Below are 26,535 nucleotides of genomic sequence, written 5' to 3' on the forward strand. Positions count from 1 at the left end.
CGCTCCTCATGCCCGGGCGGCTGGGTTACTGCAGGGCGTTGATCGCCGCAACCAGCCGCTCTTTGACCTTATCGGGCAGCGGCACATAGCCGGCGGATGGCAGATCGGCCTGCCCGCTGCCGGCCGCCACCGTCAGGAACGACTTGATCGCGCTGGAAGTGTCGGAATCGGAGCCCTTCGAGCACACGATCTCGTACGTGGCCAACACCAGCGGGTAGGCACCCGGCTCCTGGGAGGTGTACATCGGGTTGAGGTCAAGCACCAAGTCGTTGCCGTCGGCCATGAAGTCGGCGGCCTTCACGGCCTGTCCGGCCGTCTCGTTGGTGAGCGGGACGACGACGCCCTTGTTCGTGGCGATTCGGGCGTAGGGCATGCCGCCCTGGTCGGCAAAGCCCTTCTCGACGTACCCGATGGCGCCCGGGGTGGCCCGCACGGCCTGGACAACCCCGGCCGACTTCGCGGCCCCCTCGCCGACCCCGCCCTGAAACTCGGTGCCCACGCCCTTGGTCCAGCTCTGCGGTGCCGCAGCCGTCAGGTATTTCTGCACGTTGTCGGTCGTGCCCGACGAGTCCGTCCGGTAGATCGGCGTGACCTTGGTATCGGGCAGCGGGACACCGGGATTGAGGGCCGCCAGGATCGGGTCATTCCACGCCGTGATCCTCCCGCTGAAGATCTTGGCCAGCGCGTCACTACTGACCACCAGCGCCGGAACATCGGCCAGGTGGTAGACCAGCGCGATCGGCCCGAAGACCAGCGGCAGGTCCCACGCCGGGTTGCCGTCGCAGCGCGCGGCGGCCGGACCGATCTGGTCGGCGGCCAGCGGGGAGTCGGCGCCCGCGAAGTCGACATGGCCGGCGATGAACTGCTCGCGGCCGGCCCCGGAACCCGTGGGGTTGTATGCCACGCTCTTACCCGGGCAATACTGGCCCCAGACCTGGTTGAACAGCGCCATTGCGTTCTGCTGAGCCGTCGAGCCTTCAGCCGTCAGCTTGTTCTTGCCGCCGCAGCCCGCCGTGCCGGTCGGCCCGGACACGGCCGCCGGCGACGCGCCACGGCGGTTCTGATCGCTGCCACAACCGGTCACCGTGCCGCTGCCGACGGCCAGGGCCAACACCAAAGCGGCCAGCGCCCTTCCTCCCCTGTGGAGCCTCACCGATCTCGCTTCCTTAACGCGTCCGGACCCGCGTGTGCACCGCCGGCCATCTCCCAAAAGGTTGCCAGGTCGCGGCGAAAATATGCTCCGACGCAGGCCGCGGCAGCGTTTCCCCTGGCAAGTGCGGGTGAACGGGCGGGGGCCGGACCCGCCGCCCGCCCGTTGTCAGCCGGAAGCGAGGGCGTAGGCGGTGTCGACGCTGTGGGTGCTGAAGCCCAAGCGCTCATAGGTGCGCACCGCCGCGAGGTTGTCCGACTCCACGTAGAGCAGCACGGTCGGTTCGGCCGTGTCCGCCAGCCGGCGCGCCAACGACTCGATGCCGACGGCCGTCAGCATCTTGCCCAAGCCCCGGCCCTGCGCGGACGGGTCGACGCCCACGACGTAGACCTCCCCCAGGCCGGGTTCGTCGGGATGCACCTTGGTCCAGTGGAAGCCGAGCAGCCTGCCCGGCTCGTCGGCTTCGGACTCGTCGAGCGCCAGGAACAATCCGGCCGGGTCGAACCACGGTTCGTCGCGACGCTCGGCGAGCTGGACTTCGGTCCAGCCGCCCTGTTCGGGATGGTCGGCGAAGGCGGCGTTGTTGACGCGCAGCAGCTCCGCGTCGTCGGCGGTGCCCGCGTAGGTGCGGATCCGTACGCCGGGCACGGGGCGGACCAGGTCATGGGTGTCACGCAGCGTGCGCCGCATCTGCAGCAGTTCGCGCACCGGGACCAAGCCCAGCGCGGACGCGGTGGCCCGGGCCGGCCCGAGAGTGCCGTGCGCCCAGAACCGGTTGCGCCCGGCGGTATCGGTGAGCGCCGCACGCGCCAACGCCGTCCCGAAACCGCGCCGCCGCGCCCGCGGGTGCACCACGAGCTCCGCCATTGCGGCATCCGCGTCGCGCGAGAGGTTGAGGTAGCCGACGACATCGTCGCCCTCGCCGATGAGCAGGTGCCCGGTGCGGTCGTGCGCCAGTTCACGCAGCACCTGTTCACCGACGGGCGCCACCCCATCGAATTTCGCTGCCGCCGTGACCAATTCGCGCACCTGCCGCCGCTCGTCCGCGGTCAGCGTCGAGCGCCAGACGGGCCCGGTCACTGACTGCGCAACGGATCGCCCAGCGGCTCTTGCAGATCTTCGGAGTCGGACTCGACGGCCTCGCCGTCCTCGGGCTCCGCGATCGGCGCCCGGCCGCGGGCCGGCCGGACGGCCTTGTAGCCGACGTTGCGGACGGTGCCGATCAAGGCCTCGTATTCGGGTCCGAGTTTCGCGCGCAGTCGGCGCACGTGCACATCGACCGTGCGGGTGCCGCCGAAGAAGTCGTACCCCCACACCTCGTGCAACAGCTGCGCGCGGGTGAACACGCGCCCGGCGTGCTGCGCCAGGTACTTGAGCAATTCGAACTCTTTGTAGGTCAGGTCGAGCGGGCGGCCCCGCAGCCGCGCGGTGTAGGTGCCCTCGTCGATCACCAGCTCACCCAGACTCACCTTGCCGGCGCTCTCCTGGTCCGCGAGGCCGCCCCGGCGACCAATCACCAGCCGCAGCCTCGCGTCGATCTCGGCGGGCCCGGTGCTCGGCAGCAGGATCTCGTCCAGCCCCCAGTCGGCGCTGACCGCCACCAGACCGCCCTCGCTGACGACAGCCAGGACCGGGACCGACCGCCCCGCCGTGCTGAGGAGGCGGCAAAGACCGCGCGCCGACGACAGGTCGGTACGCGCGTCCACGAGCACCGCGTCCGCCGTCCCGGCTTCGAGCAACGACGACGGTTCCGCCGGAGCCGTCCGGACGGTGTGGGGCAGCAGCGACAACGACGGCAGGACCGGGTCGGGATGCAGCTCCGAGGTCAGCAGTAATAGCTCCAACTAGCCCCTCCAGCTCGGGGGAACGGCATCTTCACAATTCGCAACGCCACGACGCGTTAGTTGCCAGGCCACCTAACGATAACTTGCCACCTGCCATTTTTGCGTGGTGACCAAGCACTGTGAGCCCCGCCACCCGGGCGGCCGGCCGCCCCGCGGGCGGGCGGTTACGCCACAATGTGCGGGTGCGCAAGATGCTGATCGCGGTGGCGGCCGCGGTGATCGCCGTGGCCGTCCTGGCGCTCGGTGCGGTGGCCGTCGACTATGGGAGCAGCATCTACGCCGAATACCGACTGTCCGGCAGCGTGCGGAAAGTGGCCGGCCTGAAGTCCGACCCCTTCGTGGCCATCGTGGCGTTTCCGTTCATCCCCCAGGCGATGCGCGGCCGCTACAACCAGGTGGAGATCAAGGCCAACGCCGTCGACCATGCGACAGTCGGCAAGGCCACCCTCGAAGCCACGATGTACTCCGTCGATTTGAGCCGGTCCTCCTGGCTGATCGGGCCAACTGCCGAGCTGCCGGTGGGCAAACTGGAGAGCCGCATCATCATCGATTCGACACACCTGGGCCGCTACCTGGGGATCAGCGACCTGATGGTGGAGGCCCCGCCGCGGGAAACCAACACCGCCACCGGCGGCGTCACCGCGTCGGGCATCTCCGACAGCCACGGGCTGGTCTTCAGCGGCACCCCGCACTCGGCCAACTTCGAGCACCGGGTCAGCGTCTCGGTGGACCTCTCCATCGCCCCGGACGACCAGGCGACACTGGTGATCACCCCGACCGGCGTCCTGACCGGCGCGGACACCGCGGACCAGGCCGTTCCGGACGACAGGCGGGAGGCGGTGCTGCACGCCTTCGCCACCAGGGTGCCCAACCAGCGGCTCCCGTTCGGGGTTGCGCCCAAGACCGAGGGGGCGCGCGGCTCCGATGTCATCATCGAGGGCATCAGCTACGGCGTGACCGTCGACCTGGATCGCTTCAAGCAGTCGTAACCCGGCCGCCGCCCGGTTCCCGCCGGCCGCGCGGCAACCACCGCCGGATTTGATCACTCCCCCTCATTGGGTAAGCTGGCCGACGTGCTAGCCCGCCTTGAGCCTCTGCTCACGCAACGCCGCGCAGTCGACCTGTGCCGCATCGCGGGCTGTTGCTGTTGCTGTAGCTGCTGAGTTGCCGCGCGCCCTCGCGTAGCACTCGGAGCAGCCCCGGAACGTCACCGAGGCCAGTCTCCCGTCGTTCGTTCCCAAAGCAACAGGCGTATCCAGGAGTAGCACCGTGCCGAGCAGCAACATCACGACCCAGCCCGACACCGTCGACGTGCGCGGCCCGAGATTCGCCGCCTGGGTCACCACCGCCGTCCTCGTCATCACGCTCGCCGTGTCCGTCGCCAGCGCGCCGGCGGCGGCGGCCGTCCTGGCCGTGCAGGCCGTCGTCTTCGCCGTCGGCGCCGTCGCCGGTCCCCGCAAGCACCCGTATGGGCGTGTGTTCGCCCGCGTCGTGGCGCCCCGGCTGGGCCCCGTCGCGGAGCGCGAACCCGTCGCACCGCTGAAGTTCGCCCAGCTCGTCGGCCTGATCTTCGCGCTAGCGGGTGTGGCCGCGTTCGCCGCGGGTGCCTTCTTGGCCGGCGTCATCGCCACCGCCGCGGCGCTCGTCGCGGCGTTCCTCAACGCCGCCTTCGGCATCTGCCTTGGCTGCCAGCTCTATCCCCTGGTCGCGCGCTTGCGAGGCGCCGCGCGCACCGCTTGACCCGTTCCCAGCAAGCGATCGAAAGGATCCCCCGCATGGCACGCTCCGACGTCCTGGTCTCCGCGGACTGGGCCGAGAGCAATCTCAGCAATCCTCAGGCCGTCGGTGTCGTCTTCGTCGAAGTCGACGAGGACACCAGCGCATACGACACCGGCCACATCCCCGGCGCGATCAGGCTGGACTGGCGTTCCGATTTGCAGGACCCGGTCAAGCGCGACTTCGTCGACGCGCAGCAATTTTCGAAGCTGCTCAGCGAACGCGGCGTCGCCAACGACGACACCGTGATCCTCTACGGCGGCAACAACAACTGGTTCGCCGCCTACGCCTACTGGTACTTCAAGCTGTACGGCCACGAAAAGGTCAAGCTGCTCGACGGCGGCCGCAAGAAGTGGGAACTCGACGGGCGGATCCTGTCCAGGGACGCGGTCAGCAGGCCGGCCACCTCGTACACGGCCGCGGCACCGGACAACAGCATCCGCGCCTTCCGCGACGAGGTCATCGCGGCCATCAACACCAAGAACCTGGTCGACGTGCGCTCGCCCGACGAGTTCTCCGGCAAGATCCTGGCCCCGGCGCACCTGCCGCAGGAGCAGAGCCAGCGGCCCGGCCACATTCCCGGGGCGATCAACGTGCCGTGGAGCAAGGCCGCCAACGAGGACGGCACCTTCAAGTCCGACGAGGAGTTGGCCAAGCTCTACGCCGACGCCGGCCTGGACGGCACCAAGGAGACGATCGCGTACTGCCGGATCGGGGAGCGTTCGTCGCACACCTGGTTCGTGCTGCGGGAATTACTCGGCCACCGAAACGTCAAGAACTACGACGGAAGTTGGACGGAATACGGCTCCCTGGTGGGTGCCCCGATTGAGTTGGGAAGCTGATATGTGCTCTGCCCCGAAGCAAGGAGTGACGCTGCCCGCCAGCGTCGACTTGGAGAAGGAAACGGTGATCACCGGCCGCGTCGTCGACGGCGAGGGTCAGGCGGTGGGTGGCGCGTTCGTCCGCTTGCTCGACTCCTCGGACGAGTTCACGGCCGAGGTCGTCGCGTCGGCAACCGGTGACTTCCGGTTCTTCGCGGCGCCCGGATCGTGGACGCTGCGGGCCCTGTCGGCGGTCGGGAACGGGAATGCCGTGGTGAGCCCCTCGGGCGCGGGCATCCACGAGGTGGACGTCAAGATCGCCTGAGACCCCGGCTGGCCTGACCGGGAACCGGCGGGGCGAATAGACTTGTCCCCGTGGTGCTCTTCTTCGAGATCATGCTGGTCGTGGCGGTCGTGGTGATCTCCTGGTTCGCGCTGTACACGCTGTACCGGCTCATCACCGACGAATCGTGACCAGCGCCGGCGACGATCCAGTGGGGGGACCTCCCGCTTACGGGGGACGCAGCGACGAGCCATCGAGTTCCGCGAGCTCCGGTGACCGTGCGGTGGCTGCGGCCGCCGAGCGCGCCAAGGTGACCGCCGGGCGCAACATCCCCGCCTTCGACGACCTGCCGCTTCCCGCCGACACCGCCAACCTGCGTGAGGGCGCCAACCTCAATGACGCCTTGCTCGCGCTGCTGCCGCTGGTCGGGGTGTGGCGTGGACACGGCGAGGGCCGCGGGCACGACGGCGACTACCGCTTCGGCCAGCAGATCGTGGTATCGCACGACGGCGGCGACTATCTGAATTGGGAATCGCGCTCGTGGCGGCTCAGCGAAACGGGCGATTACCAGGAACGCGGCTTGCGCGAGACGGGGTTCTGGCGCTTCGTCAGCGACCCCGACGACCCCAGCGAATCCCAGGCCATCGAGTTGCTCCTGGCCCACTCGGCCGGCTACGTCGAATTGTTCTACGGACGGCCGCGCACCCAGTCGTCGTGGGAGTTGGTGACCGACGCGCTGGCCCGCAGCCGGTCGGGCGTGCTGGTCGGTGGCGCCAAACGGCTCTACGGCATCGTCGAGGGCGGCGACTTGGCCTACGTCGAGGAACGGGTGGACGCCGACGGCGGCCTGGTCCCGCACCTTTCGGCGCGGCTGTCGCGGTACGCCGGGTAACCGCCGACCCGTTGCCCGCCTGGGCAATCGGGGGCTCGCACCGACCCGCAACCATTGCGCCAGTACCCAAGCCGTGGCGCAAATTTCGTTGCAGAGAATGCGGCCGCATTCGTGCCGGCGTTTACGAAAAGTGGAACGCAAACTCGCCGGGCAGATAGCCGCAAAGGTGAGCCGGTAACCGCGTCCGGACATGGCGCGGCCCCCGAGCAATGCTCCTGGTTGGACAAACCGGAAGCTCGGGGGCCGGGTGACTGCGGGGAATTCGCTAGCGCGCGTGAATCGCCAGCTCTTCCGAGCCACTGCAGCTAGCGCGCAGCCACCTCACATGTCCATGAAGCTATCAATTCCCGGACCACCTCCCTTCCTGTGTACGGCCGACCGTACCCGCGATCCCGCGAGCCGACAACACAATTCAGCGCTCAGCGATCGCTGACGATCGCCGAGTCGACCAAGGCGGAGAATTCGGCCGCCAGCGGAGTGCGGGGCAGCGGGCGGCCGTCGAGGGTATGGACGCGGGCCGCCAGCGTCATGCTCGATACCAACCAAATCCCTTGCGCGGCATGCAGATCGGCCGGCCGCAATGCGCGGTAGTCGCAGTCGTAGCCCTTCGCCCGGGCCACCTCGAAGAGGGCCTGCTGCGTGGTGCCGCGCAAAATCGGATACCAGGGCGGCGGTGTCAGCAGGCACGGGTTCCCGCCCGCCGCGTCTTCGTGATCGGTGGCGATCACGACAGTCGAGCGCGGGCCCTCCAGGATGTAGCCGTCCGAGCTGACGAAGATCACGTCGCCGGCGCCCCGGCGCGCGGCATGACGCAACGCGGCCATGTTGACGGCATAGGACAGCGTCTTGGCCCCGGCCAGCAGCCACGGCATCGCGTCGGCACCGGCCGCGGGCAGTCCGCGGTCCAAGGTCACCGCGGCCAGCCCCTCGCGACGAACGGCCGTCACCCGTTCGGGGACGGCGTTGACCATCACGTAGGTGGTCGGCGTCGTCCCGCCCTCCCGGCCGCGGCTGTAGATCAGGCGCATCGCGCCTTCGTCGGCGGTGCCCGCGACCCACTCCCGGGTGGCCACGTCGATCGCGCTGCGCCAGCTCGGCAGGTCCGGCTCGGGCAGATCCATCAGCCGGGCGGACTGGGTGAGCCGCTGCAGATGGGACTCGACCAGACAGGGCCTGCCGTCGCGGACCAGCAGCGTCTCGAAGATGCCGTCGCCGCGAACCGCCGCCAGGTCGTCGGCGTGCAGCAGCGGCGCATCCGGCGGATGAACCGCGCCGTCCAGAGTGACGATCACACCCGTCTGGCCTGCCATGGACGTAAAGCCTAGCCGCGAGCGTGCGGCAGGCCGCGCAGTCGCCGCAGCGGGGGCCGAATCCGTAGAGTTGACGTGTGAACGCAGTGCCTGCACCCGATAGCGGCCCCGACGCGGGCGCCGTCTGGCATTACGGCGATCCCCTGGGCGAGCAGCGCGCGGCCGAAACCGGTGCGGTCGTCGTGGACCGCTCGCATCGCGCGGTGCTCACGCTCACGGGTAGCGATCGCCAGAAGTGGCTGCACAGCATCTCCACCCAACACGTCAGCGACCTCCCCGAGGGCGCCAGCACGCAGAACCTCAGCCTCGACGGTCAGGGCCGCGTCGAGGATCACTGGGTCCAAACCGAACTCGGCGACACCACGTACCTCGACACCGAACCGTGGCGCGGTGAACCGCTGCTCGAGTACCTGCGCAAGATGGTCTTCTGGTCCGACGTCGCCCCGGCTGCCGCCGACATGGCCGTGCTTTCGCTGTTGGGCCCGCGCCTGTCCGACCCGGCGGTGCTCGAAGCGCTCGGCGTGGACGCCCTGCCCGCCGAGCTGACGGCGATGCCGCTCGCGGGTGGGGGCTTCGCGCGGCGGATGCCCGGCCTCCCGGCCGGCCAGATCGAATTGGATCTGGTGGTCCCGCGCGGCGAGTCCGCCGGTTGGCAGGAGCGTCTGGTGCGGGCGGGACTGCGACCGGCGGGGATATGGGCCTACGAGGCGCACCGGGTGGCGGCGCTGCGCCCGCGGCTGGGCGTCGACACCGACGAGCGCACGATCCCGCACGAGGTGGGCTGGATCGGCGGCGCCGTCCACTTGGACAAGGGCTGTTATCGGGGCCAAGAGACCGTCGCGCGGGTGCACAACTTGGGTAAGCCGCCCCGGATGCTGGTGCTGTTGCACCTCGACGGTTCGGTCGACCGCCCCTCGACGGGTGACCCGGTGCTCGCCGACGGTCGCGCGGTCGGCCGCCTGGGCACCGTGGTGGATCACGTGGACCTCGGGCCGGTGGCCCTGGCGCTCGTCAAGCGCGGGGTGCCGGCGGACACGGAATTGGCGACCGGCCCGCAAGGCTCGGTGGCTGCGGTGATCGACGCCGATTCCCTGCCAGCCGCGGAACAGATCGGCGCGGGACGGCTGGCCGTTGAACGGTTGCGGGGCGGTGCGAGATAATTGTGAATGACGTCCGCCACAGCGGCAGGGGGCACCGACGCCCGACCGTGAGGCACGGTAAACTGTCGGCAGGACAATAACGACACCAGGAGATCGGAGCCGCCTGATTCGGGCCGCTCCGTTATTGCGCGAGGGGGTTCCCCCATGGGCCGCGGCCGGGCTAAGGCAAAGCAGACCAAGGTTGCTCGAGAACTCAAATACAGTTCCCCGCAGACCGACTTCCAGCGGCTTCAGCAAGAGCTGGCAGGAACGGGCGCCGGCGACTCCACCGAGCTGGAGGACGACGGCGTCGGCGACTCCTGGGAAGCCAGCGACGACTGGCGCCGCTGAGACTCACGCCGGAGTGCCCGTGCCATCCCCTTCGGCCCGGCCCTCATCCGGCTCCGGCCTTCTAAAACCTGGGGTGCTGCCCGACGAGCTTCGCTCGCGGCCCCTCCTTACCGCCTTTGCACACGGTTCCCAGGACCCAGCAGTCCAAATGCCGGGCCGTCAAAATGGCCAGGGCGCGGTCCGTGTCCTCGGGCGCGACGACCGCGACCATGCCCACGCCCATGTTGAACGTCTTCTCCATCTCGTCCCGCGTCACCCGGCCACGCTGGGCGATCATGGCGAAAACCGGTGCCGGGGTCCACGTCCCACGGTCGATTTCCGCGACCAGCCCGTGCGGGATGACGCGTTGCAGGTTGCCGGCCAGCCCGCCGCCGGTGACATGGCAGAACGTGCGGACATGGGTTTCGGCCGTCAGCGCCAGGCAGTCCTTGGCATAGATCCGCGTGGGCTCCAACAGCTCTTCACCCAGCGTGCGGCCGAATTCCTCGACATAACCGGCCAGGTTCATCCGGTCGATCTCGAGTAGCACCGTGCGGGCCAGCGAGTACCCGTTGGAATGCAGGCCGGAGGAGCCCATCGCGATGATCGTGTCGCCGGGCTTGACGCGATCGGGACCCAGCACGTCATCGGCCTCGACGACACCGACACCGGTCGCCGAGATGTCGTAGTGGTCCGGTTCCATCAGCCCGGGGTGCTCGGCGGTCTCGCCGCCGAGCAAAGCGCAGCCGGCGCGCACGCATCCCTCGGCGATGCCCGCCACGATAGCGCTGAGCCGCTCCGGCACCGTCCGGCCCACCGCGATGTAGTCCTGCAGGAACAGCGGCTCGGCACCGCAGACCACGAGGTCGTCGACCACCATCGCGACCAGGTCCAGGCCGACGGTGTCGTGCTTGTCCATCGCCTGGGCGACCGCCAGCTTGGTTCCCACACCGTCGGTGGACGCCGCAAGCAGCGGTTCGCGGTAGTCGTTGCGCAAGGCGAACAGGCCGGCGAACCCGCCCAGGCCGCCGCGCACCTCGGGCCTGGTGGCCCTGGTCGCCAGGGGCTTGAACATCTCGACGGCACGGTCACCGGCCTCAATGTCCACCCCGGCCGACGCGTAGGTGATGCCGTGGCTGCCCGGGTTTCGTCCGGGGCTTTTTCCGGGATCCGTCATCGCGATAAAGGCTACCGGGCGCCGCCCACCGCCGTTATCAAACGTCTGGGAAGGGGCGCGCCGGACGTCCGTCATTGAACGATCGGCACTTCGTCGGGCGCCAGATCGTCGAGCCCGGCCCCGCGAGCTGCATTGGTGAGCATGTGCTCGATGACGTTCTTACCCAGGGCCGTCTCCTCGGGCAGTTCGATCGGATACTGGCCGTCGAAGCAGGCGGTGCACAGCCGCGACGCGGGTTGCTCGGACGCCGCCACCAGGCCGCGCAGCGAGATGTAGCCCAGGGTGTCGGCGCCGATGGCGTGCCGCACCGCTTCGAGCATCTCCTCTTTGTCTTGCACGGCGTTGGCGATCAACTCTGCCGGCGACGGGAAGTCGATACCGTAGAAGCAGGGCCACTTCACCGGCGGCGACGCGATCCGCACGTGGACTTCGACGGCGCCGGCCTCGCGCAGCATGCGCAGCAGCGCCCGCTGGGTGTTGCCGCGGACGATCGAGTCGTCGACGACGATCAGCCGCTTGCCGCGGATGACCTCGCGAAGCGGGTTGAGCTTCAAGCGGATACCGAGCTGGCGGATTGTCTGGGACGGCTGGATGAAGGTCCGCCCGACGTAGGCGTTCTTCATCAGACCCTGCCCGTACGGAATGCCGGACTCCTGCGCGTACCCGACCGCGGCGGGCGTGCCCGACTCGGGAACCCCGATCACCAGGTCGGCGTCCACCGGGCATTCACGGGCCAGCCGGCGACCGATCTCCACCCGGGTGGCGTGCACGGATCGGCCGGCGATCGTGCTGTCCGGGCGGGCCAGGTAGACGTACTCGAAGACGCAGCCCTTGGGGGTGGGATTGGCGAAGCGCGTCGAGCGCACGCCGTCGGCGTCGATCGCCAGCAGCTCGCCCGGCTCGATGTCGCGCACGAACGAGGCGCCGACGATGTCGAGCGCGGCCGTTTCGGAGGCCACCACCCAGCCACGATCCAGCCGTCCGAGCGAAAGCGGCCGCACCCCATGGGGATCGCGGCAGGCATAGAGGGTGTTCTCGTCCATGAACGTCAGGCAGAACGCGCCGCGTACGGTCGGCAGCAGTTCCAGGGCTGCCTGCTCGAGGGTGGAGTCCGCCGAGCCGTGGGCGAGCAACGCGCCCAAGATGTCGGAGTCCGTCGTCGCCGGGGCGGGGCAGCGCCGGGCGATCAGCCCCGCGTCGCGGGCGCGGGCGGCGAGCTCGGCAGTGTTGACCAGATTTCCGTTGTGTCCCAGAGCAACACCGGTGCCGGCGGCGGTGTTGCGGAACACCGGCTGCGCGTTCTCCCACGTGGTGTCGCCCGTGGTGGAGTAGCGGCAGTGCCCGATGGCGACGTGGCCCGGCATCGCCGCGAGGGTCTGCTCGTCGAACACCTGGCTGACCAAACCCAAGTCCTTGAAGACCAGGACCTGGGATCCGTCGGCGACGGCGATGCCCGCGGCTTCCTGCCCGCGATGCTGCAGGGCGTAGAGGCCGTAATAGGTGAGTTTGGCGACATCCTCGCCAGGGGCCCAGACCCCAAAGACACCGCACTCTTCACGGGGCGAGTTCAGGTCCTGCTCGGGTTCCTCGACGGTCACGATCGGGCGGCTCCCTGGGGAACGGTTGGTGACGTAACGGAGTCTACGGGTCCGACGCCCGCGACTGCGAATTACCAGCGCGTGTTGGGCGCCGAAAATTCCCTCCACCAAGCCTGAACCTGCAGTTCACGGTTACAATTCAGCTGACATCGAACAACGGCAGATAGTGTTCGATGTCACCGGCCCGGGATCCGGACAGCGTCAGCGCACCGGCGTCCTTCGCCTCGTCGAAGGGCACCAATCCGGCAGCCAACAGCAGCCACGTCCGCGGATCGGTTTCCACCACGTTGGGCGGCGTGCCCCGGGTGTGCCTGGGCCCGGGAATGCACTGCACGGCGACGAACGGCGGAATCCGCACCTCGACGCTGGCGCCGGGCGCCACCCCGGCCAGGGTGCGCGCGGTGAGCCGGACGGCGGCGCCGAGGCTTTCGCGGTCGGGGGCGGGCCACGATTCGTCTCGCAGCCAGTCGGCGACGGCCAACACGGCCTGCCGGGTCTTTGCCGGATCGGCCTTTTGGCGGGCGGCCATACCCTAGGGTCTCAGACTCATGGAGCGTCGTCGCTTGCGGCGCGGGCCACCGTACAAGACCGTCGGCCTCGTGACGCTCGTCATCACGGGTTTGGTCGGGTCGCTCCTGTACCTACAGTTCCGGGGCGACCTCACGCCGGCGACGAAGCTGACCATGGTCGCCGCCCGCGCCGGCCTCATGATGGACCCCGGATCCAAGGTGACCTACAACGGGGTGCAGATCGGCCGGGTGGCGAGCATTTCCGAGATCTCCCGCGACGGCAAACCCGCCGCCAAGGTGGTGCTCGCCATCACCCCCCGGTACGTCAAAACGATCCCGGCCAACGTGGCGGCCGCCATCAAGGCGACCACGGTGTTCGGCAACAAATACGTCGCGTTGAGCTCGCCGCCCGCGCCCGCCGGGCATTCGATCACGCCGTCGACCGTCATCGACGCGACGGCGGTGACGACAGAGTTCAACACCGTGTTCGAGACGCTGATCGCCATTGCCGAGAAAATCGATCCGGTCAAGGTGAACCTCTCGCTCAGCGCGGCCGCACAAGCGCTGACGGGATTGGGCGACAAATTCGGCGCCTCTCTGGTCAACGGCGACGCGATCTTCGACGACGTCAACCCGCGGATGCCCGAGCTGCGGGCCGACATCGCGCGCCTGGCCGCCCTCGGTGAGACATACGCCCACGCCTCACCCGACCTTTGGGACGCGCTCGAGCACGCGGTCACCGCGGCGCGCACCCTCAACCGCCGGCAAGCCGATCTGGACGCGGCGCTGCTGGCGGCGGCCGGACTGGGTACCGCGGGCGCCGACGTGTTCGGGCGCGCCGGACCGTACCTGGCGCGGGGCGCCACCGACCTGGTCGGCTCCAGCCAACTCCTCGACGAGTACAGTCCGGAAATCTTCTGCACCATCAGAAATTTCAACGAAGTCGGGCCCAAGATCCACAACGCCCTCGGCGACAACGGCTATTCGCTGGGCGCCCACGCGGCGGGCGCGATCGCCGGGGCCCCCAACCCATACATCTGGCCGGAGAATCTGCCGCGGACCAACGCCAGGGGCGGTCCCGGTGGCCGGCCGGGCTGTTGGCAGACCATCACCCGGGAGTTGTGGCCGGCTCCGTTTCTGGTGATGGACACCGGCGCAAGCATGGCCCCCTACAACCACTTCGACCTCGGGTCGCCGCTTTTCCTCGAACACGTGTGGGGCCGCCAGGTGGGCGACTACACCATCAACCCGTGACGCCGCACGCCCAACGCGGCGATCGCACCCGCCTCGTTGACGGCCAGGTGAGCCAGCATCGGCGCGGCGAGGCTGCCGGAACGGTCCGCGAGCCAGCCGAATAGCCAGCCCGCGACGCCCGTCGCCAGCACGGTGCCCAGCACAGGGTCGCCCGCCGCGCGGGCGTCCGCGATGTGAGACAACCCAAAGCTGGCCGCTTGCAACAACCTTCCGCCAGACGTGCCCCACCCACCTGAAGCGGCGGCGCTCAGCGCCGCGCGGAACGCGGCCTCCTCGGACCAGACGGTCCCGACCGGGATGCGCAGCAGCAGCCAGCCGGGCACCGATCCGGGCGGCTCCCGATCGGCCATCGACGTCCGCACCAACGGCACCGCCGTCGTCGCGGCGATCGCGGTCGCCGCGGCCGCACCGGCCGCCGACCCCAACCGCAGCCCCGCCCATAGCCGCGGCGGCGATAAGCCCAGCGGCGCACGCGTCACAAGCGCCAGCAAGCCGGCGGCGCCGGCCTGCAGCGTCACCCGCCATGCCACCGGAAGTCGCGGGCCGACGAAGCTCCAGCCAACCAGCGCGGCGGCCAGCGTGAGCGCACGAGCCCGAACGAAACCGCCTCCGCTCATAGGGATTCGCCGCTACGGCTCACCCGAAGAGGCGGGGCAGAACCGCCTCGGACGTTTCGCGCAGCTCGGCCAGCGACACCGTGAACAGGCCTTGGACCTCCACCGCGTCCGAGGCCTGATCGACCACGCCGACGCGCGCCGCGGGCAATCCCCGCGCCTCGCACATCGCACGGAATCGACTCTCCTCGGTGCGCGGCACCGCCACCAGCACGCGGCCGGCGGACTCGGAGAACAACGCGACGAACGGATCGGCGCCCTCGGGAAGCACGACGCGGCAACCGGTTTCGCCGGCCAGCGCCGCCTCCACGAGGGCCTGGGCGAGCCCGCCCTCGGACAGGTCGTGCGCCGCGGAAACCAGCCCGTCGCGGGACGCCGCGCTCAGCACCTCGGCCAGCAGCTTCTCGCGTCCCAGGTCGACCGCCGGCGGCAGCCCGCCCAGCTGGCCTGCGGTCACCTGCGCCCAAACGGAGCCGTCGAATTCGTCGCGGGTGTCGCCCAGCAGGATCAAGGTCTCGCCCGGCTCGCGGCCCAGGCCGGTCGGGATGCGCCGGCCGACATCGTCGAGGACGCCGAGCACCCCGACCACCGGTGTGGGCAGGATCGCCGCCGAGCCGGTCTGGTTGTAGAAGCTGACGTTGCCGCCGGTCACCGGAATGCCAAGCGCCGCACACCCATCGGCGAGCCCGCGCACCGCCTGCGAGAACTGCCACATCACGCCGGGGTCTTCCGGGGAGCCGAAGTTGAGGCAGTTGGTCACCGCGACCGGGGTGGCGCCGGTGACGGCGACGTTGCGGTAGGCCTCGGCCAGCGCGAGCTGGGCACCGGCATAGGGATCGAGCAGCGTGTAGCGCCCGGACGCGTCGGTCGACAGCGCGATGCCGCGGCCGGTGGTTTCGTCGATGCGCAGCACGCCGCCGTCGGCGTGCTCGGCCAGCACGGTGTTGCCGCGCACGTAGCGGTCGTACTGTTCGGTGATGAAGGCGCGGCTGCACAGGTGCGGGCTGCCCAGCAGCGCAAGCAAAGTCGCGCGCAGCTCCTCCCCCGTCGCCGGCCGTGGCAGGCTCGTTGACCGGTCCGCGTTCAGGGCGTCCTGCGACTCGGGCCGTGCGACCGGCCGCTGGTACACCGGCCCCTCGTGGGCCACGGTCCGGGGCGGCACGTCGACGACGGTCTCGCCGCGCCAGGTGATCCGCAACCGGTCACCGTCGGTGACCTCGCCGATCACCGTGGCCAGCACCTCCCATTTGCGGCACACCGCCATGAAGGCGTCCACGTTCTCCGGCGCCACCACGGCGCACATCCGTTCCTGCGACTCGCTGCAGAGCACCTCCGCGGGCGTCATGTCCCTGGCCCGCAACGGGACGGTGTCGAGCTGGACCGCCATCCCGCCGTCCCCCGCCGACGCCAATTCCGATGTCGCGCAGGCTAATCCTGCACCACCAAGGTCTTGGATGCCGATCACCAGGCCGCCCGCGTACAGCTCGAGGCAGCATTCGATGAGCACCTTTTCCATGAACGGGTCGCCCACTTGCACCGAAGGCAGCTTCTTACGGGCCGGTCCCCCGCCGTCTTCGATGTCAAAGGTGTCCGACGCCAGCACCGACACCCCGCCGATGCCGTCGAGGCCGGTGCGAGCCCCGAACAGGATGATCTTGTTGCCGGCGCCCGAGGCGAAAGCCAGGTGCAGATCCTCCTGGCGCAGCACGCCCACGCACAACGCGTTCACCAACGGATTACCGGCGTAGCAGGCATCGAAGACGGTTTCGCCCCCGATGTTGGGCAGCCCCAGCGAGTTGCCGTAGCCGCCGATGCCGCGGACCACCCCGTCGACCACCCGGCGTGTGTCGGGTGCGTCGGCGGCGCCGAACCGCAGCTGGTCCATCACCGCGACCGGCCGGGCGCCCATGGCCATGATGTCGCGGACGATGCCGCCGACGCCGGTCGCCGCGCCCTGGTACGGCTCGACGTAGGACGGGTGATTGTGCGATTCGACCTTGAAGGTGACCGCCCAGCCGTCCCCGATGTCGACGACACCGGCGTTCTCGCCGATCCCGGCCAGCATGCCGGCGCGCATGGCGTCGGTGGTGGTCTCGCCGAAGTAGCGCAGGTGGACTTTCGACGACTTGTACGAGCAGTGTTCGCTCCACATCACCGAGTACATCGCCAGCTCGGTGGCTGTGGGCCTGCGGCCCAGGATCTCGCGAATTCGCTGGTACTCGTCGTCTTTGAGGCCCAGCTCGGCGAACGGCTGCGGCTCGTCAGGGCTGGCGGCGGCGTGCTCGACGGTGTCGATCGCCTGTATGCGGGCGTTCGTCCCGGAGGCAGTCACGCCAGACAGTGTAGGGCGGAGCCGCCGCCTCCGTCGGGCCGCCGCGGCGCTACTGGCCGACCACGCAGAAGACGTTGCCCTCGGGGTCGGCCAGCACCACCCAGCGAAAGCCGTCCCCGAACCTGTGCCGGTCGACCTCGGTGGCCCCGGCGGCCGTCAGCCGCGACACTTCGGCGTCGACGTTGGCGGCACCGAAGTCGAGGTGGATCCGGTTTTTCCCGGGTGTGGGGTCGGGCACCTTCTGGAACCCGAGCCGGGGCCCTTCCGGTAAGGACACCGCGGTGAACTCGTCGACGAGCAACTCCTGCGTCGTCCCACCGAACTGCTCGGCCCACCACCCGGCCAGGCCGGCGGGATCGCTGCAGTCGAAGGTGATCATCTCCACAGTGAGCGCCATACCGCCAGACCTTAGGGCCCCGGGCGGCCCGCGGCGAAAGGAAGGTCAATCGATGGTCAGGAAGTCGGCCATCATGGCCATGTCTTCGTGCTCGAGGTTGTGGCAGTGCAGGAGGTAGGAACCGGTGTAGTCGGTGAACCGGGTGAGCACTTCGACGGCCTCGGCCGGGCGGACGTCGACGGTGTCCTTCCAGCCGTTGTCGAACCTGCCGGGTGCGCGGTTGTTGCGGGAGAGCACCTGGAAGGAGTTCAGGTGCACGTGGACGGGGTGGTGAAACTCCGTGATGAAGCGCCAGATTTCGGTGGTGCCGATCGTCGGGTGCGCCAGCGCGCGGCCCGGTTGATACGGCAGGTCGTTGATCGTCCAGACGCCGCTTCGGTCCTGGCGGAAGAGGAAGGTTCTGGTGGCCACGGCTCGGTGCCGGTCGAGATCCGCGGCACTGGTGCTGAGCCGCTCGGGGATGGCGGAATCGTCGGAACGGTCGGTGCCGGCGACATCGAATCGCATGACCTCTGCGGTGCTCTCGGCACCCAACAGGTTGACGAGGCGCACGCGCGCCCCGCGCGGGTAGCGGCCGAAATCGACGACAACCTCGAAGCGTTCGGCCGGAGCGATGTCGATGAAGTCGTGGCCCACCGGCCGCGCGAGCAACCCGCCGTCGCTGCCGATTTGCACCAGCGCCGATCCGCCGGGCGGCTGCGGGTCCAACTGCAGCCGGTAGCGACGGGCGTTGGATGCGTTGAGCAGTCGCAGGCGGTAGCGCGCAGGATCGGTGTGCAGCACCGGCCATGGCGCGCCGTTGACGAGGATGACGTCACCGAGGACGCCGTTCATGTATTCGCCCGTTACGCCGCCGCCTTCGGCAACCGGATACCGGAACGAACCGTCGGCGGCGAATGCGCGATCGGTGATCATCAACGGGATGTCCCGGCGGCCACGGGGCAGCGGCAGCGCGTCTTCCTCGTCGTCACGGACGAGGTGAAATCCGGCCAGCCCGCGCCACACAGCGGAACCGGTATAGCCCATGCGGTGATCGTGGTACCACAAGGTTGCGGCCCGCTGATTCATCGGATACACGTATTCGCGCTGCCCGACGACGCTGTTGCGCGCCATGTCGGCGGCGAACGGTTGTCCGGCGTCCGGCAGGAGGAAATCTGTCGGGTACCCATCGTGGTCCGCGGGGGTGTGCCCGCCGTGCAGGTGCACCACCACCGGCACCGGCAGCGCGTTGCGGTGCCGCACAACGGTCCGTCGGCCGGATCGCGACACGATGGTGGGGCCGGGAAAGCTCGTGTTGTAAGTCCATGCCGCCGTGGCCATTTCGGGCAGGATACGCAATCGTGTAACCTGCTGGGTGATCTCGAAGGTGTCCGTGTGAGCGTCGGTGGCCACCGGCGCCAACTGCGCCGGGATCGGTAGCGGAACGTGATAGCGGGCGGGCAGTCTGGCCTGACTCCGCAGGAGCCGACCCGATTCCGTCCCACCCAGCAGCGCGCCTGCCAGCGGCCAGCCGGCACCGACGACACCGATGCCGGCCGCCGCCGCCCCCAGCCGCAACGCGTTGCGCCGATTCACCGCATCACGCCCTGCTGTTGTGCGCGATCGGACGCGGTCAGCGGCAACCGCCACACCGACGCGGTCAACCGGAAGATTCCGGCGACCAGCAGCACCCCGAGTGGAACGTGCAGGCCCGTCAACCTCAGCTCGCCCGAAGCGAACTCGGCGACGAAGAGGACTGTCACCAGCGCCCCGGCCGCTACCGGCCACCGCGGCCCGCCGGTCCTGCTCACGGCCACCAGCGCCACCACCTGCACGACGGAGAGCACCGTGGTCACTTTGGCGCCGGCCGAGTGCAGCATCAGTGCGTCGTACCGCCCGCCCAGGAAACTGCCGGCGAACACGGCTTGAGCCACCGCCACGAGCGCCAACGTCGCGCTGATGGCGCGCGCGATCACCCGGGCCCAGCGCCGGCCGCGCCGGTACTGAGCTGTCACCGTGGTAAACCGGCTCGGTCACGGATCGGCGCGACATCGCGCCCGCGGAGTCGAGCGAAGCACGTTGTGGGCGGGGCGATTCGACCGATGTTTTGCGCGGATTGCGTATCGGCCGCGTTTCCGCGGTTGGCGTCGTGAAACGACGATCCTGCGTACGGCTTGGCGCCCGTCATGATTCTCCTTCGTCATGGCCCTGGGGTGTTCGTGCTCAGGAATGAGGACGAGACGGCGCGGCGAAAAGTTACGCGGGCGCGTGTAACTTCCGGCGCCGCCGATCCGTCCTTGGATTACGGGCCGCTGGCGGGCAACCTCGGCCGGCTGATCCCATCACCGCCACAACGGAATACATCAAGGAGGAGCGGTGTCCAACCCGAAACCGCCGCGTTGGCTCAAGCCGATGAACAAGTTCATGATCGCGATGCAAAAGCTCGGCATACCCACGGGGCCGCCGATGGTATTGACGGTGCCCGGCCGCAAGACGGGCCAGCCGCGCAGCACGCCGATGACACCGTTCACACTGGACGGGCAGCTGTACGCCGTGGCGGGATTCCCAGGTGCCGATTGGGCACGCAACGCGCGCGCCGCCGGTGCGGGAACGCTCCGCAAAGGCCGAAAGATCCAGCGGGTCAGGGTAATTGAGCTGACAGCCGAGCAAGCGCGCCCGGTGTTGCGGGAATGCCCGACCGAAGTGCCGGTCGGGGTGGGCTTCCTGAAGCGCTCCGGACTGGTGCGTCGAGGAGACCCCGAAGAAGTCGAGGCGCTGGCCGGGCGGATCGCCGTCTTCCGATTGGATCCGATCCCGGTGAACTGATACCAGACGATCCCCCCTACCGATCGACCACCCACGGAAGCCGGCACCATGCACACCGCATACCTTGTCCTGACGCTGATCGCCATCGCCTTCGACGGCTTTTCCGGAGTGAGCGCGCTGCTGCACTTCGCGCCGATCATTCCGCCCATGCAACGGGCCGGAGTGCCGTTGTCCTGGCTGAGGTTTCCCATCGGCACCCTGAAAACGCTGGGCGCCCTCGGGCTTATCGCCGGCTTGTGGCTTCCGGCGATCGGTATCGCCGCGCGGCCGGGCTTACCGTCTTCTTTGTCTGCGCGATGTACACCCACGTACTGGCCCACGACATTTCCGGTCAGTTCGCTTTCGCCGGATTCCTGCTCGCCCTTAACGGCGCAACCTTCGCGCTCGCCGTGATCACCCACGCCGCGCTCGTCTAGTCCGCGGAAGCTGACGCCTACTCGGGCGAAAGGAACGCGCCCATCGCCGCGGAGTACGCGGCCACGTCATGAGCACCCATCAACTCGCGCGCGGAATGCATCGCCAGCTGCGCGGCGCCCACGTCGACGGTGGCGATGCCGGTGCGGGCCGAGGCAAGCGGCCCGATCGTCGACCCACACGGCAGGTCGGCCCGGTGCTCGTAGCGCTGCAGTCCGACCCCGGCCTGCAGGCAGGCCAGCGCGAAAGCCGCGGCCGTGCGTCCGTCGGTGGCATAACGCAGGTTCGGGTGCACCTTGAGCACCGGCCCGGCGTTGACCTCGATGAGGTGGCCGGGCTCGTGCCGATCCGGATAGTTGGGGTGGGTGGCATGGGCCATGTCCGCCGAGGCCAGCAGCGATTCGGGCAACCGGCGCAGGAAGTCTTCTCGGCTGCCGCCCGCCGCGAGCACGATCCGTTCCAAGACGGTGCTCAGCAGGTCGGACTGGGCGCCGTGGTCGGAGGTCGAGCCGACCTCCTCGTGGTCGAAGAGCACCAGCACGGGCAGAAGGCCCCGCGGCTCGGCCCCCAACAAAGCCTCCATGCCCGCGTAACAACTGGCCTGGTTGTCCAGCCGGGGGGCGCTGAGCAGGTCGGCGTCGGCACCCATCACCGTCGACGGGGTGAGGTCGTGGGTCATCAGGTCGGCCGCCAACACGGCGGCCGGCGTGACCCCGGCGCGTTCCGCGACGAAGTCGGCGAACGCCGCGGCGTCGGCGCCGACGCCCCAGACCGCGTTGACGTGGCGCTGCGGGTCCAGGGTCAGGGATTTGCGGTCCTCGGCGAGGTGAATGGCCAGCTGCGGTACCCGCAGGATCGGGTCGTCTATCCGCACCAGCCGCTGCTCGATCCGGGCGCCGTCACGCACCGACAACCGTCCGCTGAGGCCCAGGTCGCGGTCCAGCCACGAATTGAGCCAGGCGCCGCCGTACGGTTCCAGCGCCACCACGCGCCAACCGGCGACCAGCCGATCCGGATGCTGCTTGACCCGCAAGTTCGGGCTGTCGGTGTGTGCGCCGACGATCCGGAACGGGCCGTCGGGGCCGTCGGAATTCCAGGCGACCAGCGAGCCGGCCCGCACCGTGAAGTAGCGCCCCGGTTGGTCCGGCCAGCGTTTAGCCTCGCTCAGTTCGGTGTACCCGGCAGCGGTCAGCCGCGCGGCCACCGTGGCGCAGACATGGAATGGCGACGGAGAAGCGTCAATGAAATCGCAGAGGCCTGCGGCGCTGGCCGACATGCTCATCATCATGGCTTCCGGCGCTCGCCGTCGCCACGCTAGGGTCGATTGCGCGGCTCCTCACTCGCGCCCTTCCGGCGCTCGCCGTCGCCACGCTAGGGCCGAACTGCGCGGCTCCTCACTCGCGCCCTTCCGGCGCTCGCCGTCGCCACGCTAGGGTCGCCCATGTGCCTCCCGTCCAGCCACAGCCGATCCTCGCGCCGTTGACGCCCGCGGCGGTGTTCCTGGTATTGACGATCAATGACGGCGGAGAAGCGACGGTGCACGACGCGCTGCCCGACATTTCCGGACTGGTTCGCGCAATCGGTTTCCGCGAGCCGCCGAAACGGTTGTCGGCTATCACCTCCATCGGATCGGACGCCTGGGATCGCTTGTTTTCCGGCCCGCGTCCCGCCGAGTTGCACCCGTTCGTCGAGCTGAAGGGCCCGCGGCACACCGCCCCGGCCACGCCCGGGGATCTGCTGTTCCACATCCGGGCCGAGAGCCTGGACGTGTGTTTCGAATTGGCCGACCGCATCCTGAAATCGATGGGCGGCGCCGTCACCGTCGTCGACGAGGTGCATGGATTCCGTTATTTCGACAACCGCGACCTGCTGGGCTTCGTCGACGGCACGGAAAACCCTGACGGCCCAATCGCCGTCAGCTCCACCTCGATCGGCGCCGAGGATCCCGAATTCGAAGGCTCGTGCTACGTGCACGTGCAGAAATATCTGCACGAGATGTCGTCGTGGAACTCGCTGTCGGTCAGCGAGCAGGAGTTGGTGATCGGCCGCACCAAGCTGGAGAACCTCGAACTCGACGACGACGAGAAGCCGGCCAACTCCCACATCGCCCTGAACGTCATCACCGACGACGACGGCACCGAGCTGAAAATCGTGCGGCACAACATGCCGTTCGGCGAGCTCGGCAAGGGCGAGTACGGCACCTACTTCATCGGCTACTCCCGGACTCCGCGAGTCACCGAACAGATGCTGCGCAACATGTTCCTCGGGGATCCGCCCGGAAACACCGACCACATCCTCGAATTCTCGACCGCGATCACCGGTGGGCTGTTCTTCTCCCCCACTGTGGACTTTCTCGATGATCCACCGCCACTGCCCGCAGCCGCGGTGGCGGAAACGTCTGTTGCACAAGACGGCTCACTTTCGATCGGCAGCCTGAAAGGAACCACTTCATGAACAACCTGTACCGCGACCTGGCACCGGTGACCGACGCCGCTTGGAGCGAAATCGAAACGGAGGCGACCCGGACCTTCAAACGCCATGTCGCCGGGCGCCGGGTGATCGACGTCAGCGGGCCGGGTGGTCCGGTCACCGCGGCGGTCAGCACCGGCCGCTTGATCGACGTGGCATCACCGTCCGACGGCGTGGAAGCTCACCTGCGGGCGAGCAAACCCCTTGTCCGGCTGCGGGTCCCCTTCACCCTCTCGCGGTACGAGATCGACAACGTCGAGCGTGGCGCGCAGGACTCCGACTGGGACCCGGTCAAGGCGGCCGCCAAAAAGCTGGCGTTCGTGGAAGACCGGGCGATCTTCGAGGGCTACGCCGCCGCATCGATCGAAGGCATCCGCTCCGCCAGCTCGAACAAGCCGTTGACCTTGCCGGCCGATCCCCGCGAAATTCCGGACGTCATCACACAGGCGATCTCCGAATTGCGCCTGGCCGGCGTCGACGGCCCCTACTCGGTGCTGCTCTCCGCGGACGTCTACACGAAGGTCAGCGAGACCACCGAACATGGTTATCCGATCCTCGAGCACATCGACCGGCTGGTGCCCGGCGACATCATCTGGGCACCGGCCATCGACGGTGCGTTCGTGCTCACCACCCGCGGCGGCGACTTCGACCTGCAGCTCGGTACCGACGTGTCGATCGGCTACACCAGCCATGATGCGGACAGCGTGCAGCTGTATCTGCAGGAGACGCTGACGTTCCTGTGCTACACCGCGGAGGCGGCCGTCCCGCTGAGCTCCTAGGAATAAATGCCGACGCGCGGCTGCTGACGGGGAGGCAAGTGAAAATCTCTCCTGGAGGCAGGGATCGATGGCAACAGCAATGGCCGGCTCCACCGCGTTGGTGACCGGGGCGACATCCGGGATCGGCCGCGAAATCGCGCTACAACTCGCGGAACGCGGGGTCGACGTCGTGGTACACGGCCGCAGCGCCGAACGCGGCGCGAAGCTGGTGTGTGAGATCGAAAATGCCGGAGGCAAAGCGCGTTTCATTGCGGCGGACCTGAGCGACGGCGACGACGTGCGCCGGTTGGCCGCCGAGGCGGGACCGGTCGACATATTGGTCAACAATGCCGGCATCTATGAATTCGGCGCCACCGTAGACACCGACGACGCGACGTTCGACAGGCACGTGAACGTCAACCTGCGCGCCCCGTACATCTTGGTCCAGCAGTTGGTGCCGGTAATGATTGAGCGCGGCGGCGGCGCGGTGGTCAACGTGGGCACCGTCGCGGCCTCGACACCGGCGAGCGGCGCGGGCATCTACGGCGCCACCAAAGCCGGCCTGGAGCTGCTGACACGCGTCTGGGCGGACGAGTTCGGCCGGTCGGGGGTGCGGGTGAACGCGATCGCCCCGGGGCCGACCGACACCCCAGGTGTCGCCGCCCTACCGGGCGTGTTGGACGCGGTGGCGGCCAGCACCGCGATCGGCCGGCCCGCCGAGCCGAGTGAAATCGCCAGCGCGGTCATCTTCCTCAGCTCTCCCGACGCCAGCTATGTCAACGGCGCTGTGGTGCCCGTGAGTGGCGGTCAACGCGCGATCACCGCCTGAAGCAATGGCTTTCACTACGCATCGAGCACCAGATCGGTCTCTGGGACCGCGCAGCAGATGAGCACCGTCCCCTGCCCGGGTGGCTCGAGAGGCTGCTGGCGGTAGGTGGCCCGACCGGCGACGACGCCGGTGACGCACACGTGGCAGACCCCGCTCCGGCAGGAAAACCGGGTGGGCACGTCACAGGCTTCGGCCAGCTCCAGGATGCTTCCGAATCGGGGTGACCAATTGGCCGTCAACCCGCTGCGCGCGAACGTGATCGAGGGACCCGTTCCCGCAATCCCCGCCGGTGGGTGCGGTGGCGTGCGGGGGGCGCCGTCGGTGATTCCCGGGTTGATCGACGGCAGGGCGCCGAAGAGTTCACTATGGATCCGCTCGGGGGCGATGCCCTCCGCGGCGAGCGCCTCGCGCATGTCGGCCATGAATGGCGTTGGGCCGCAGAGGTATGCGGCGGACTCGGCCGGGAGGCCCAGTGCCGCAATGGCCCGCCGGTCCAGCCGGCCTTGCGTTTGTGTGTAGAACACCGACTGGTGCGCACGCGGCAGCGAACGGATCAAGCCGGCGACTTCGGCTGCGAATGGCTGCGTTTCACGATCGCGGGTGGTGTGGAGCCACCAGACCTCGCGAGCGCTGCGCGCCGACGCGAGCGCGTGCAGCATCGCCAACACCGGTGTGATGCCGATTCCGGCCGACATCAGCAAGACCGGCGCCACGCCGTCGGTGAGGTAGAACTCGCCGCGCGGAGCGGCGGCCTCGATGACCGAACCCGCGGCGATGTGCTCGTGCAGCCACCGGCTCACCAGACCGTGCTCTTCCCGTTTGACGCTGATGCGGTAGTACCCGGCGGCGGGGTCGGCGGAGAGGGAATAACTGCGCAGCGGAGCGGGTGCGCCCGCGCCGGGAATTCGCACCGTGAGGTATTGCCCGGGGAGCGGCGGCGGGAGCGCGGCGTGATCGTCGGCCTCCAGCCGAATGGACACCACCCGTGAGCTCTCCCAGCGCACCGCGCTGACACGTAAGGGACGGAATCCCTCCCACGGCGGTCGCGCTGCCGGCGGCGCGGATTCCCGGTGCGCTTTCAGCATGTCCCGGAACGACTGCTGCCAGCCGGGGCTGAGCGCGGGAACATCGACGACCTTGCGGAGTCGATCGAGGTCGCGGTTCGGCAGGTACAGCAGCGCATCGACGTCAGCCACGCTGAGCTCGTGACGGCCCCGGCGGATCCGCACGACGTCGTCGCCTGCGCGGACCCGCCCCTCGGTGATCACCCGAAGATAGAATCCCGGACGCCGTTGGGAGACAAGCAGGTTGGGCATCCTGGGTTCGTTCAGCCGCAGACCGACGCGGAAACAGGTGACGCGGGGCTGGGTGACCTCGAACTCGGCTTCGCCGATCCGATACCGGTCGCCGATGCACACGTCGTCGTCGGGCAGCCCGGAAATCGTGAAATTCTCGCCGAAGTGACCGGGCACAAGGTCGTCGCGACCCAGGTAGTTCATCCAGAAGTCGTAGGACTCGCGCTGGTACACCATGACGGCACGCTGCTCGCCGCCGTGACCGGCGAGGTCGCCCTGGCCATCGCCGTCGAGGTTCAGGCGGCGCGCCATGACCGGCCCCTCGACCGGCGTCTTCCACACCCCCGTGTACACCGTCTTGCCGTGCCACCGAACGTTCTTGGGCATGCCGACGTTGACCGAAATCAGCTTGCCCACCATGTCACCTCCCGGCCCCCAGTGGGATGGCCGACCCAGAATATGCCGCCCCGGCACTGAGGGCAACAGGAGGCGGCACTGTTGAATCGAACGGTTCTGGTGCATACTGGGTTGCACATCCC

28 protein-coding genes and 1 pseudogene are annotated in these 26,535 nt (G+C 68.9%); 15 read left to right on the forward strand and 14 right to left on the reverse strand.

The annotated features are described in order from the left end of the window. Positions 1 to 25: 25 nt before the first annotated feature. The 3 genes from pstS to HMPREF0591_RS00110 form a co-directional block, all read right to left on the reverse strand. Positions 26 to 1,153: a phosphate ABC transporter substrate-binding protein PstS gene (gene pstS, locus HMPREF0591_RS00100; RefSeq protein WP_040620780.1), complete on the reverse strand. Its 1,128-nt coding sequence runs from the start codon at positions 1,151 to 1,153 to the stop codon at positions 26 to 28. 165 nt (positions 1,154 to 1,318) lie between these two features. Continuing rightward, positions 1,319 to 2,230, reverse strand: a complete 912-nt coding sequence (mshD, locus tag HMPREF0591_RS00105; RefSeq protein WP_007166329.1) for a mycothiol synthase — start codon at positions 2,228 to 2,230, stop codon at positions 1,319 to 1,321. Next, positions 2,227 to 2,994: a winged helix-turn-helix transcriptional regulator gene (locus tag HMPREF0591_RS00110; RefSeq protein ID WP_007166330.1), complete on the reverse strand. Its 768-nt coding sequence runs from the start codon at positions 2,992 to 2,994 to the stop codon at positions 2,227 to 2,229. Before HMPREF0591_RS00110 ends, mshD begins: the two co-directional genes overlap by 4 nt. A 176-nt stretch (positions 2,995 to 3,170) precedes the next feature. On the opposite strand from HMPREF0591_RS00110, the gene lmeA reads away from it, so the two are divergent. The 6 genes from lmeA to HMPREF0591_RS00140 all read left to right on the forward strand — a co-directional run bounded on the left by lmeA (position 3,171) and on the right by HMPREF0591_RS00140 (position 6,766). After that, positions 3,171 to 3,983: a mannan chain length control protein LmeA gene (gene lmeA, locus HMPREF0591_RS00115; RefSeq protein ID WP_007166331.1), complete on the forward strand. Its 813-nt coding sequence runs from the start codon at positions 3,171 to 3,173 to the stop codon at positions 3,981 to 3,983. Positions 3,984 to 4,067: 84 nt separating this feature from the next. Further along, positions 4,068 to 4,157: an Ms5788A family Cys-rich leader peptide gene (locus HMPREF0591_RS34615; RefSeq protein WP_368072707.1), complete on the forward strand. Its 90-nt coding sequence runs from the start codon at positions 4,068 to 4,070 to the stop codon at positions 4,155 to 4,157. 106 nt (positions 4,158 to 4,263) lie between these two features. Then, entirely contained in the window at positions 4,264 to 4,734 is a 471-nt protein-coding gene (locus tag HMPREF0591_RS00120; protein ID WP_007166333.1) for a DUF4395 domain-containing protein, read from the forward strand. A 35-nt stretch (positions 4,735 to 4,769) separates the two neighbouring features. Continuing rightward, entirely contained in the window at positions 4,770 to 5,612 is an 843-nt protein-coding gene (locus HMPREF0591_RS00125; protein WP_007166334.1) for a sulfurtransferase, read from the forward strand. A 1-nt stretch (position 5,613) separates the two neighbouring features. Next, positions 5,614 to 5,916 carry a DUF1416 domain-containing protein gene (locus HMPREF0591_RS00130; protein ID WP_040620782.1) on the forward strand — a complete coding sequence of 101 codons (303 nt, stop codon included), beginning with the start codon at positions 5,614 to 5,616 and terminating at the stop codon, positions 5,914 to 5,916. A 142-nt stretch (positions 5,917 to 6,058) separates the two neighbouring features. Beyond that, positions 6,059 to 6,766 (forward strand): heme-binding beta-barrel domain-containing protein, encoded by a 708-nt coding sequence (locus HMPREF0591_RS00140; RefSeq protein WP_425270145.1) that lies wholly within the window; start codon positions 6,059 to 6,061, stop codon positions 6,764 to 6,766. A gap of 419 nt (positions 6,767 to 7,185) precedes the next feature. Here the strand turns inward: HMPREF0591_RS00140 and HMPREF0591_RS00145 are convergent, their stop codons facing one another. After that, positions 7,186 to 8,058, reverse strand: a complete 873-nt coding sequence (locus HMPREF0591_RS00145; protein ID WP_085981502.1) for an aminodeoxychorismate lyase — start codon at positions 8,056 to 8,058, stop codon at positions 7,186 to 7,188. 95 nt (positions 8,059 to 8,153) lie between these two features. Between HMPREF0591_RS00145 and ygfZ the strand changes: the two genes are divergently transcribed. Both ygfZ and HMPREF0591_RS00155 read left to right on the forward strand, forming a co-directional pair. Further along, positions 8,154 to 9,236 (forward strand): CAF17-like 4Fe-4S cluster assembly/insertion protein YgfZ, encoded by a 1,083-nt coding sequence (gene ygfZ, locus HMPREF0591_RS00150; protein ID WP_007166338.1) that lies wholly within the window; start codon positions 8,154 to 8,156, stop codon positions 9,234 to 9,236. 144 nt (positions 9,237 to 9,380) lie between these two features. Beyond that, a complete protein-coding gene (locus tag HMPREF0591_RS00155; RefSeq protein ID WP_007166339.1) occupies positions 9,381 to 9,566 on the forward strand; it encodes a DUF3073 domain-containing protein in 186 nt (61 codons plus the stop codon). A 61-nt stretch (positions 9,567 to 9,627) separates the two neighbouring features. Here HMPREF0591_RS00155 and purM read toward each other — a convergent pair whose 3' ends face one another. The 3 genes from purM to HMPREF0591_RS00170 all read right to left on the reverse strand — a co-directional run bounded on the left by purM (position 9,628) and on the right by HMPREF0591_RS00170 (position 12,849). Next, the gene (purM, locus tag HMPREF0591_RS00160) at positions 9,628 to 10,722 is read right to left on the reverse strand and encodes a phosphoribosylformylglycinamidine cyclo-ligase (protein ID WP_040620793.1); all 1,095 of its coding nucleotides are present in this window, start codon (positions 10,720 to 10,722) and stop codon (positions 9,628 to 9,630) included. 71 nt (positions 10,723 to 10,793) lie between these two features. After that, on the reverse strand, positions 10,794 to 12,320 hold the full coding sequence (gene purF / locus HMPREF0591_RS00165) for an amidophosphoribosyltransferase (RefSeq protein WP_007166341.1): 1,527 nt from the start codon (positions 12,318 to 12,320) through the stop codon (positions 10,794 to 10,796). A gap of 139 nt (positions 12,321 to 12,459) precedes the next feature. Continuing rightward, positions 12,460 to 12,849, reverse strand: a complete 390-nt coding sequence (locus HMPREF0591_RS00170; RefSeq protein ID WP_007166342.1) for a sterol carrier family protein — start codon at positions 12,847 to 12,849, stop codon at positions 12,460 to 12,462. Between the two features lie 19 nt (positions 12,850 to 12,868). Here HMPREF0591_RS00170 and HMPREF0591_RS00175 point away from each other — a divergent pair, with 19 nt between their 5' ends. Beyond that, positions 12,869 to 14,083 carry an MCE family protein gene (locus HMPREF0591_RS00175; protein ID WP_007166343.1) on the forward strand — a complete coding sequence of 405 codons (1,215 nt, stop codon included), beginning with the start codon at positions 12,869 to 12,871 and terminating at the stop codon, positions 14,081 to 14,083. Here the strand turns inward: HMPREF0591_RS00175 and HMPREF0591_RS00180 are convergent. From HMPREF0591_RS00180 to HMPREF0591_RS32050, 5 genes are read right to left on the reverse strand one after another with little or no spacing between them, the layout of a single operon-like run. Further along, on the reverse strand, positions 14,065 to 14,700 hold the full coding sequence (locus tag HMPREF0591_RS00180) for an Rv0804 family intramembrane glutamic endopeptidase (protein ID WP_007166344.1): 636 nt from the start codon (positions 14,698 to 14,700) through the stop codon (positions 14,065 to 14,067). The two genes, HMPREF0591_RS00175 and HMPREF0591_RS00180, sit on opposite strands and share 19 nt — an antisense overlap. Before the next feature lie 19 nt (positions 14,701 to 14,719). Next, positions 14,720 to 17,029: a phosphoribosylformylglycinamidine synthase subunit PurL gene (gene purL, locus HMPREF0591_RS00185; protein ID WP_007166345.1), complete on the reverse strand. Its 2,310-nt coding sequence runs from the start codon at positions 17,027 to 17,029 to the stop codon at positions 14,720 to 14,722. Positions 17,030 to 17,078: 49 nt separating this feature from the next. Then, complete coding sequence (locus HMPREF0591_RS00190) at positions 17,079 to 17,426, reverse strand: VOC family protein (RefSeq protein WP_007166346.1); 348 nt, start codon at positions 17,424 to 17,426, stop codon at positions 17,079 to 17,081. 45 nt (positions 17,427 to 17,471) lie between these two features. Next, positions 17,472 to 19,001, reverse strand: coding sequence for a multicopper oxidase family protein (locus HMPREF0591_RS00195; RefSeq protein ID WP_007166347.1), 1,530 nt, complete (start codon positions 18,999 to 19,001; stop codon positions 17,472 to 17,474). After that, a complete protein-coding gene (locus tag HMPREF0591_RS32050; RefSeq protein WP_007166348.1) occupies positions 18,998 to 19,420 on the reverse strand; it encodes a hypothetical protein in 423 nt (140 codons plus the stop codon). Before HMPREF0591_RS32050 ends, HMPREF0591_RS00195 begins: the two co-directional genes overlap by 4 nt. A 361-nt stretch (positions 19,421 to 19,781) precedes the next feature. On the opposite strand from HMPREF0591_RS32050, the gene HMPREF0591_RS00205 reads away from it, so the two are divergent. From HMPREF0591_RS00205 to HMPREF0591_RS33615, 3 genes and pseudogenes are all read left to right on the forward strand, one after another. Beyond that, entirely contained in the window at positions 19,782 to 20,231 is a 450-nt protein-coding gene (locus HMPREF0591_RS00205; RefSeq protein WP_007166350.1) for a nitroreductase family deazaflavin-dependent oxidoreductase, read from the forward strand. Positions 20,232 to 20,279: 48 nt separating this feature from the next. Continuing rightward, a pseudogene (locus HMPREF0591_RS33610) lies at positions 20,280 to 20,447 on the forward strand (DoxX family protein); the annotation flags it as partial. 20 nt (positions 20,448 to 20,467) lie between these two features. Continuing rightward, on the forward strand, positions 20,468 to 20,647 hold the full coding sequence (locus HMPREF0591_RS33615) for a hypothetical protein (RefSeq protein WP_007166351.1): 180 nt from the start codon (positions 20,468 to 20,470) through the stop codon (positions 20,645 to 20,647). A 17-nt stretch (positions 20,648 to 20,664) separates the two neighbouring features. On the opposite strand, the gene HMPREF0591_RS00215 is transcribed toward HMPREF0591_RS33615, so the two are convergent. Next, complete coding sequence (locus HMPREF0591_RS00215) at positions 20,665 to 21,921, reverse strand: M18 family aminopeptidase (protein WP_040621553.1); 1,257 nt, start codon at positions 21,919 to 21,921, stop codon at positions 20,665 to 20,667. Between the two features lie 167 nt (positions 21,922 to 22,088). On the opposite strand from HMPREF0591_RS00215, the gene HMPREF0591_RS00220 reads away from it, so the two are divergent. From HMPREF0591_RS00220 to HMPREF0591_RS00230, 3 genes are all read left to right on the forward strand, one after another. Next, a complete protein-coding gene (locus tag HMPREF0591_RS00220) occupies positions 22,089 to 23,099 on the forward strand; it encodes a Dyp-type peroxidase (RefSeq protein WP_007166353.1) in 1,011 nt (336 codons plus the stop codon). Next, positions 23,096 to 23,893 (forward strand): family 1 encapsulin nanocompartment shell protein, encoded by a 798-nt coding sequence (locus tag HMPREF0591_RS00225; protein ID WP_007166354.1) that lies wholly within the window; start codon positions 23,096 to 23,098, stop codon positions 23,891 to 23,893. The genes HMPREF0591_RS00220 and HMPREF0591_RS00225 overlap by 4 nt, the downstream gene beginning before the upstream one ends. Before the next feature lie 67 nt (positions 23,894 to 23,960). Further along, complete coding sequence (locus HMPREF0591_RS00230) at positions 23,961 to 24,701, forward strand: SDR family NAD(P)-dependent oxidoreductase (protein ID WP_007166355.1); 741 nt, start codon at positions 23,961 to 23,963, stop codon at positions 24,699 to 24,701. A 14-nt stretch (positions 24,702 to 24,715) separates the two neighbouring features. On the opposite strand, the gene HMPREF0591_RS00235 is transcribed toward HMPREF0591_RS00230, so the two are convergent. Next, on the reverse strand, positions 24,716 to 26,413 hold the full coding sequence (locus tag HMPREF0591_RS00235) for an MOSC and FAD-binding oxidoreductase domain-containing protein (protein WP_040621555.1): 1,698 nt from the start codon (positions 26,411 to 26,413) through the stop codon (positions 24,716 to 24,718). Positions 26,414 to 26,535: the final 122 nt, after the last annotated feature.

Origin of the sequence: Mycobacterium parascrofulaceum ATCC BAA-614 (assembly GCF_000164135.1) — a bacterium.
Classification (GTDB): domain Bacteria; phylum Actinomycetota; class Actinomycetes; order Mycobacteriales; family Mycobacteriaceae; genus Mycobacterium; species Mycobacterium parascrofulaceum.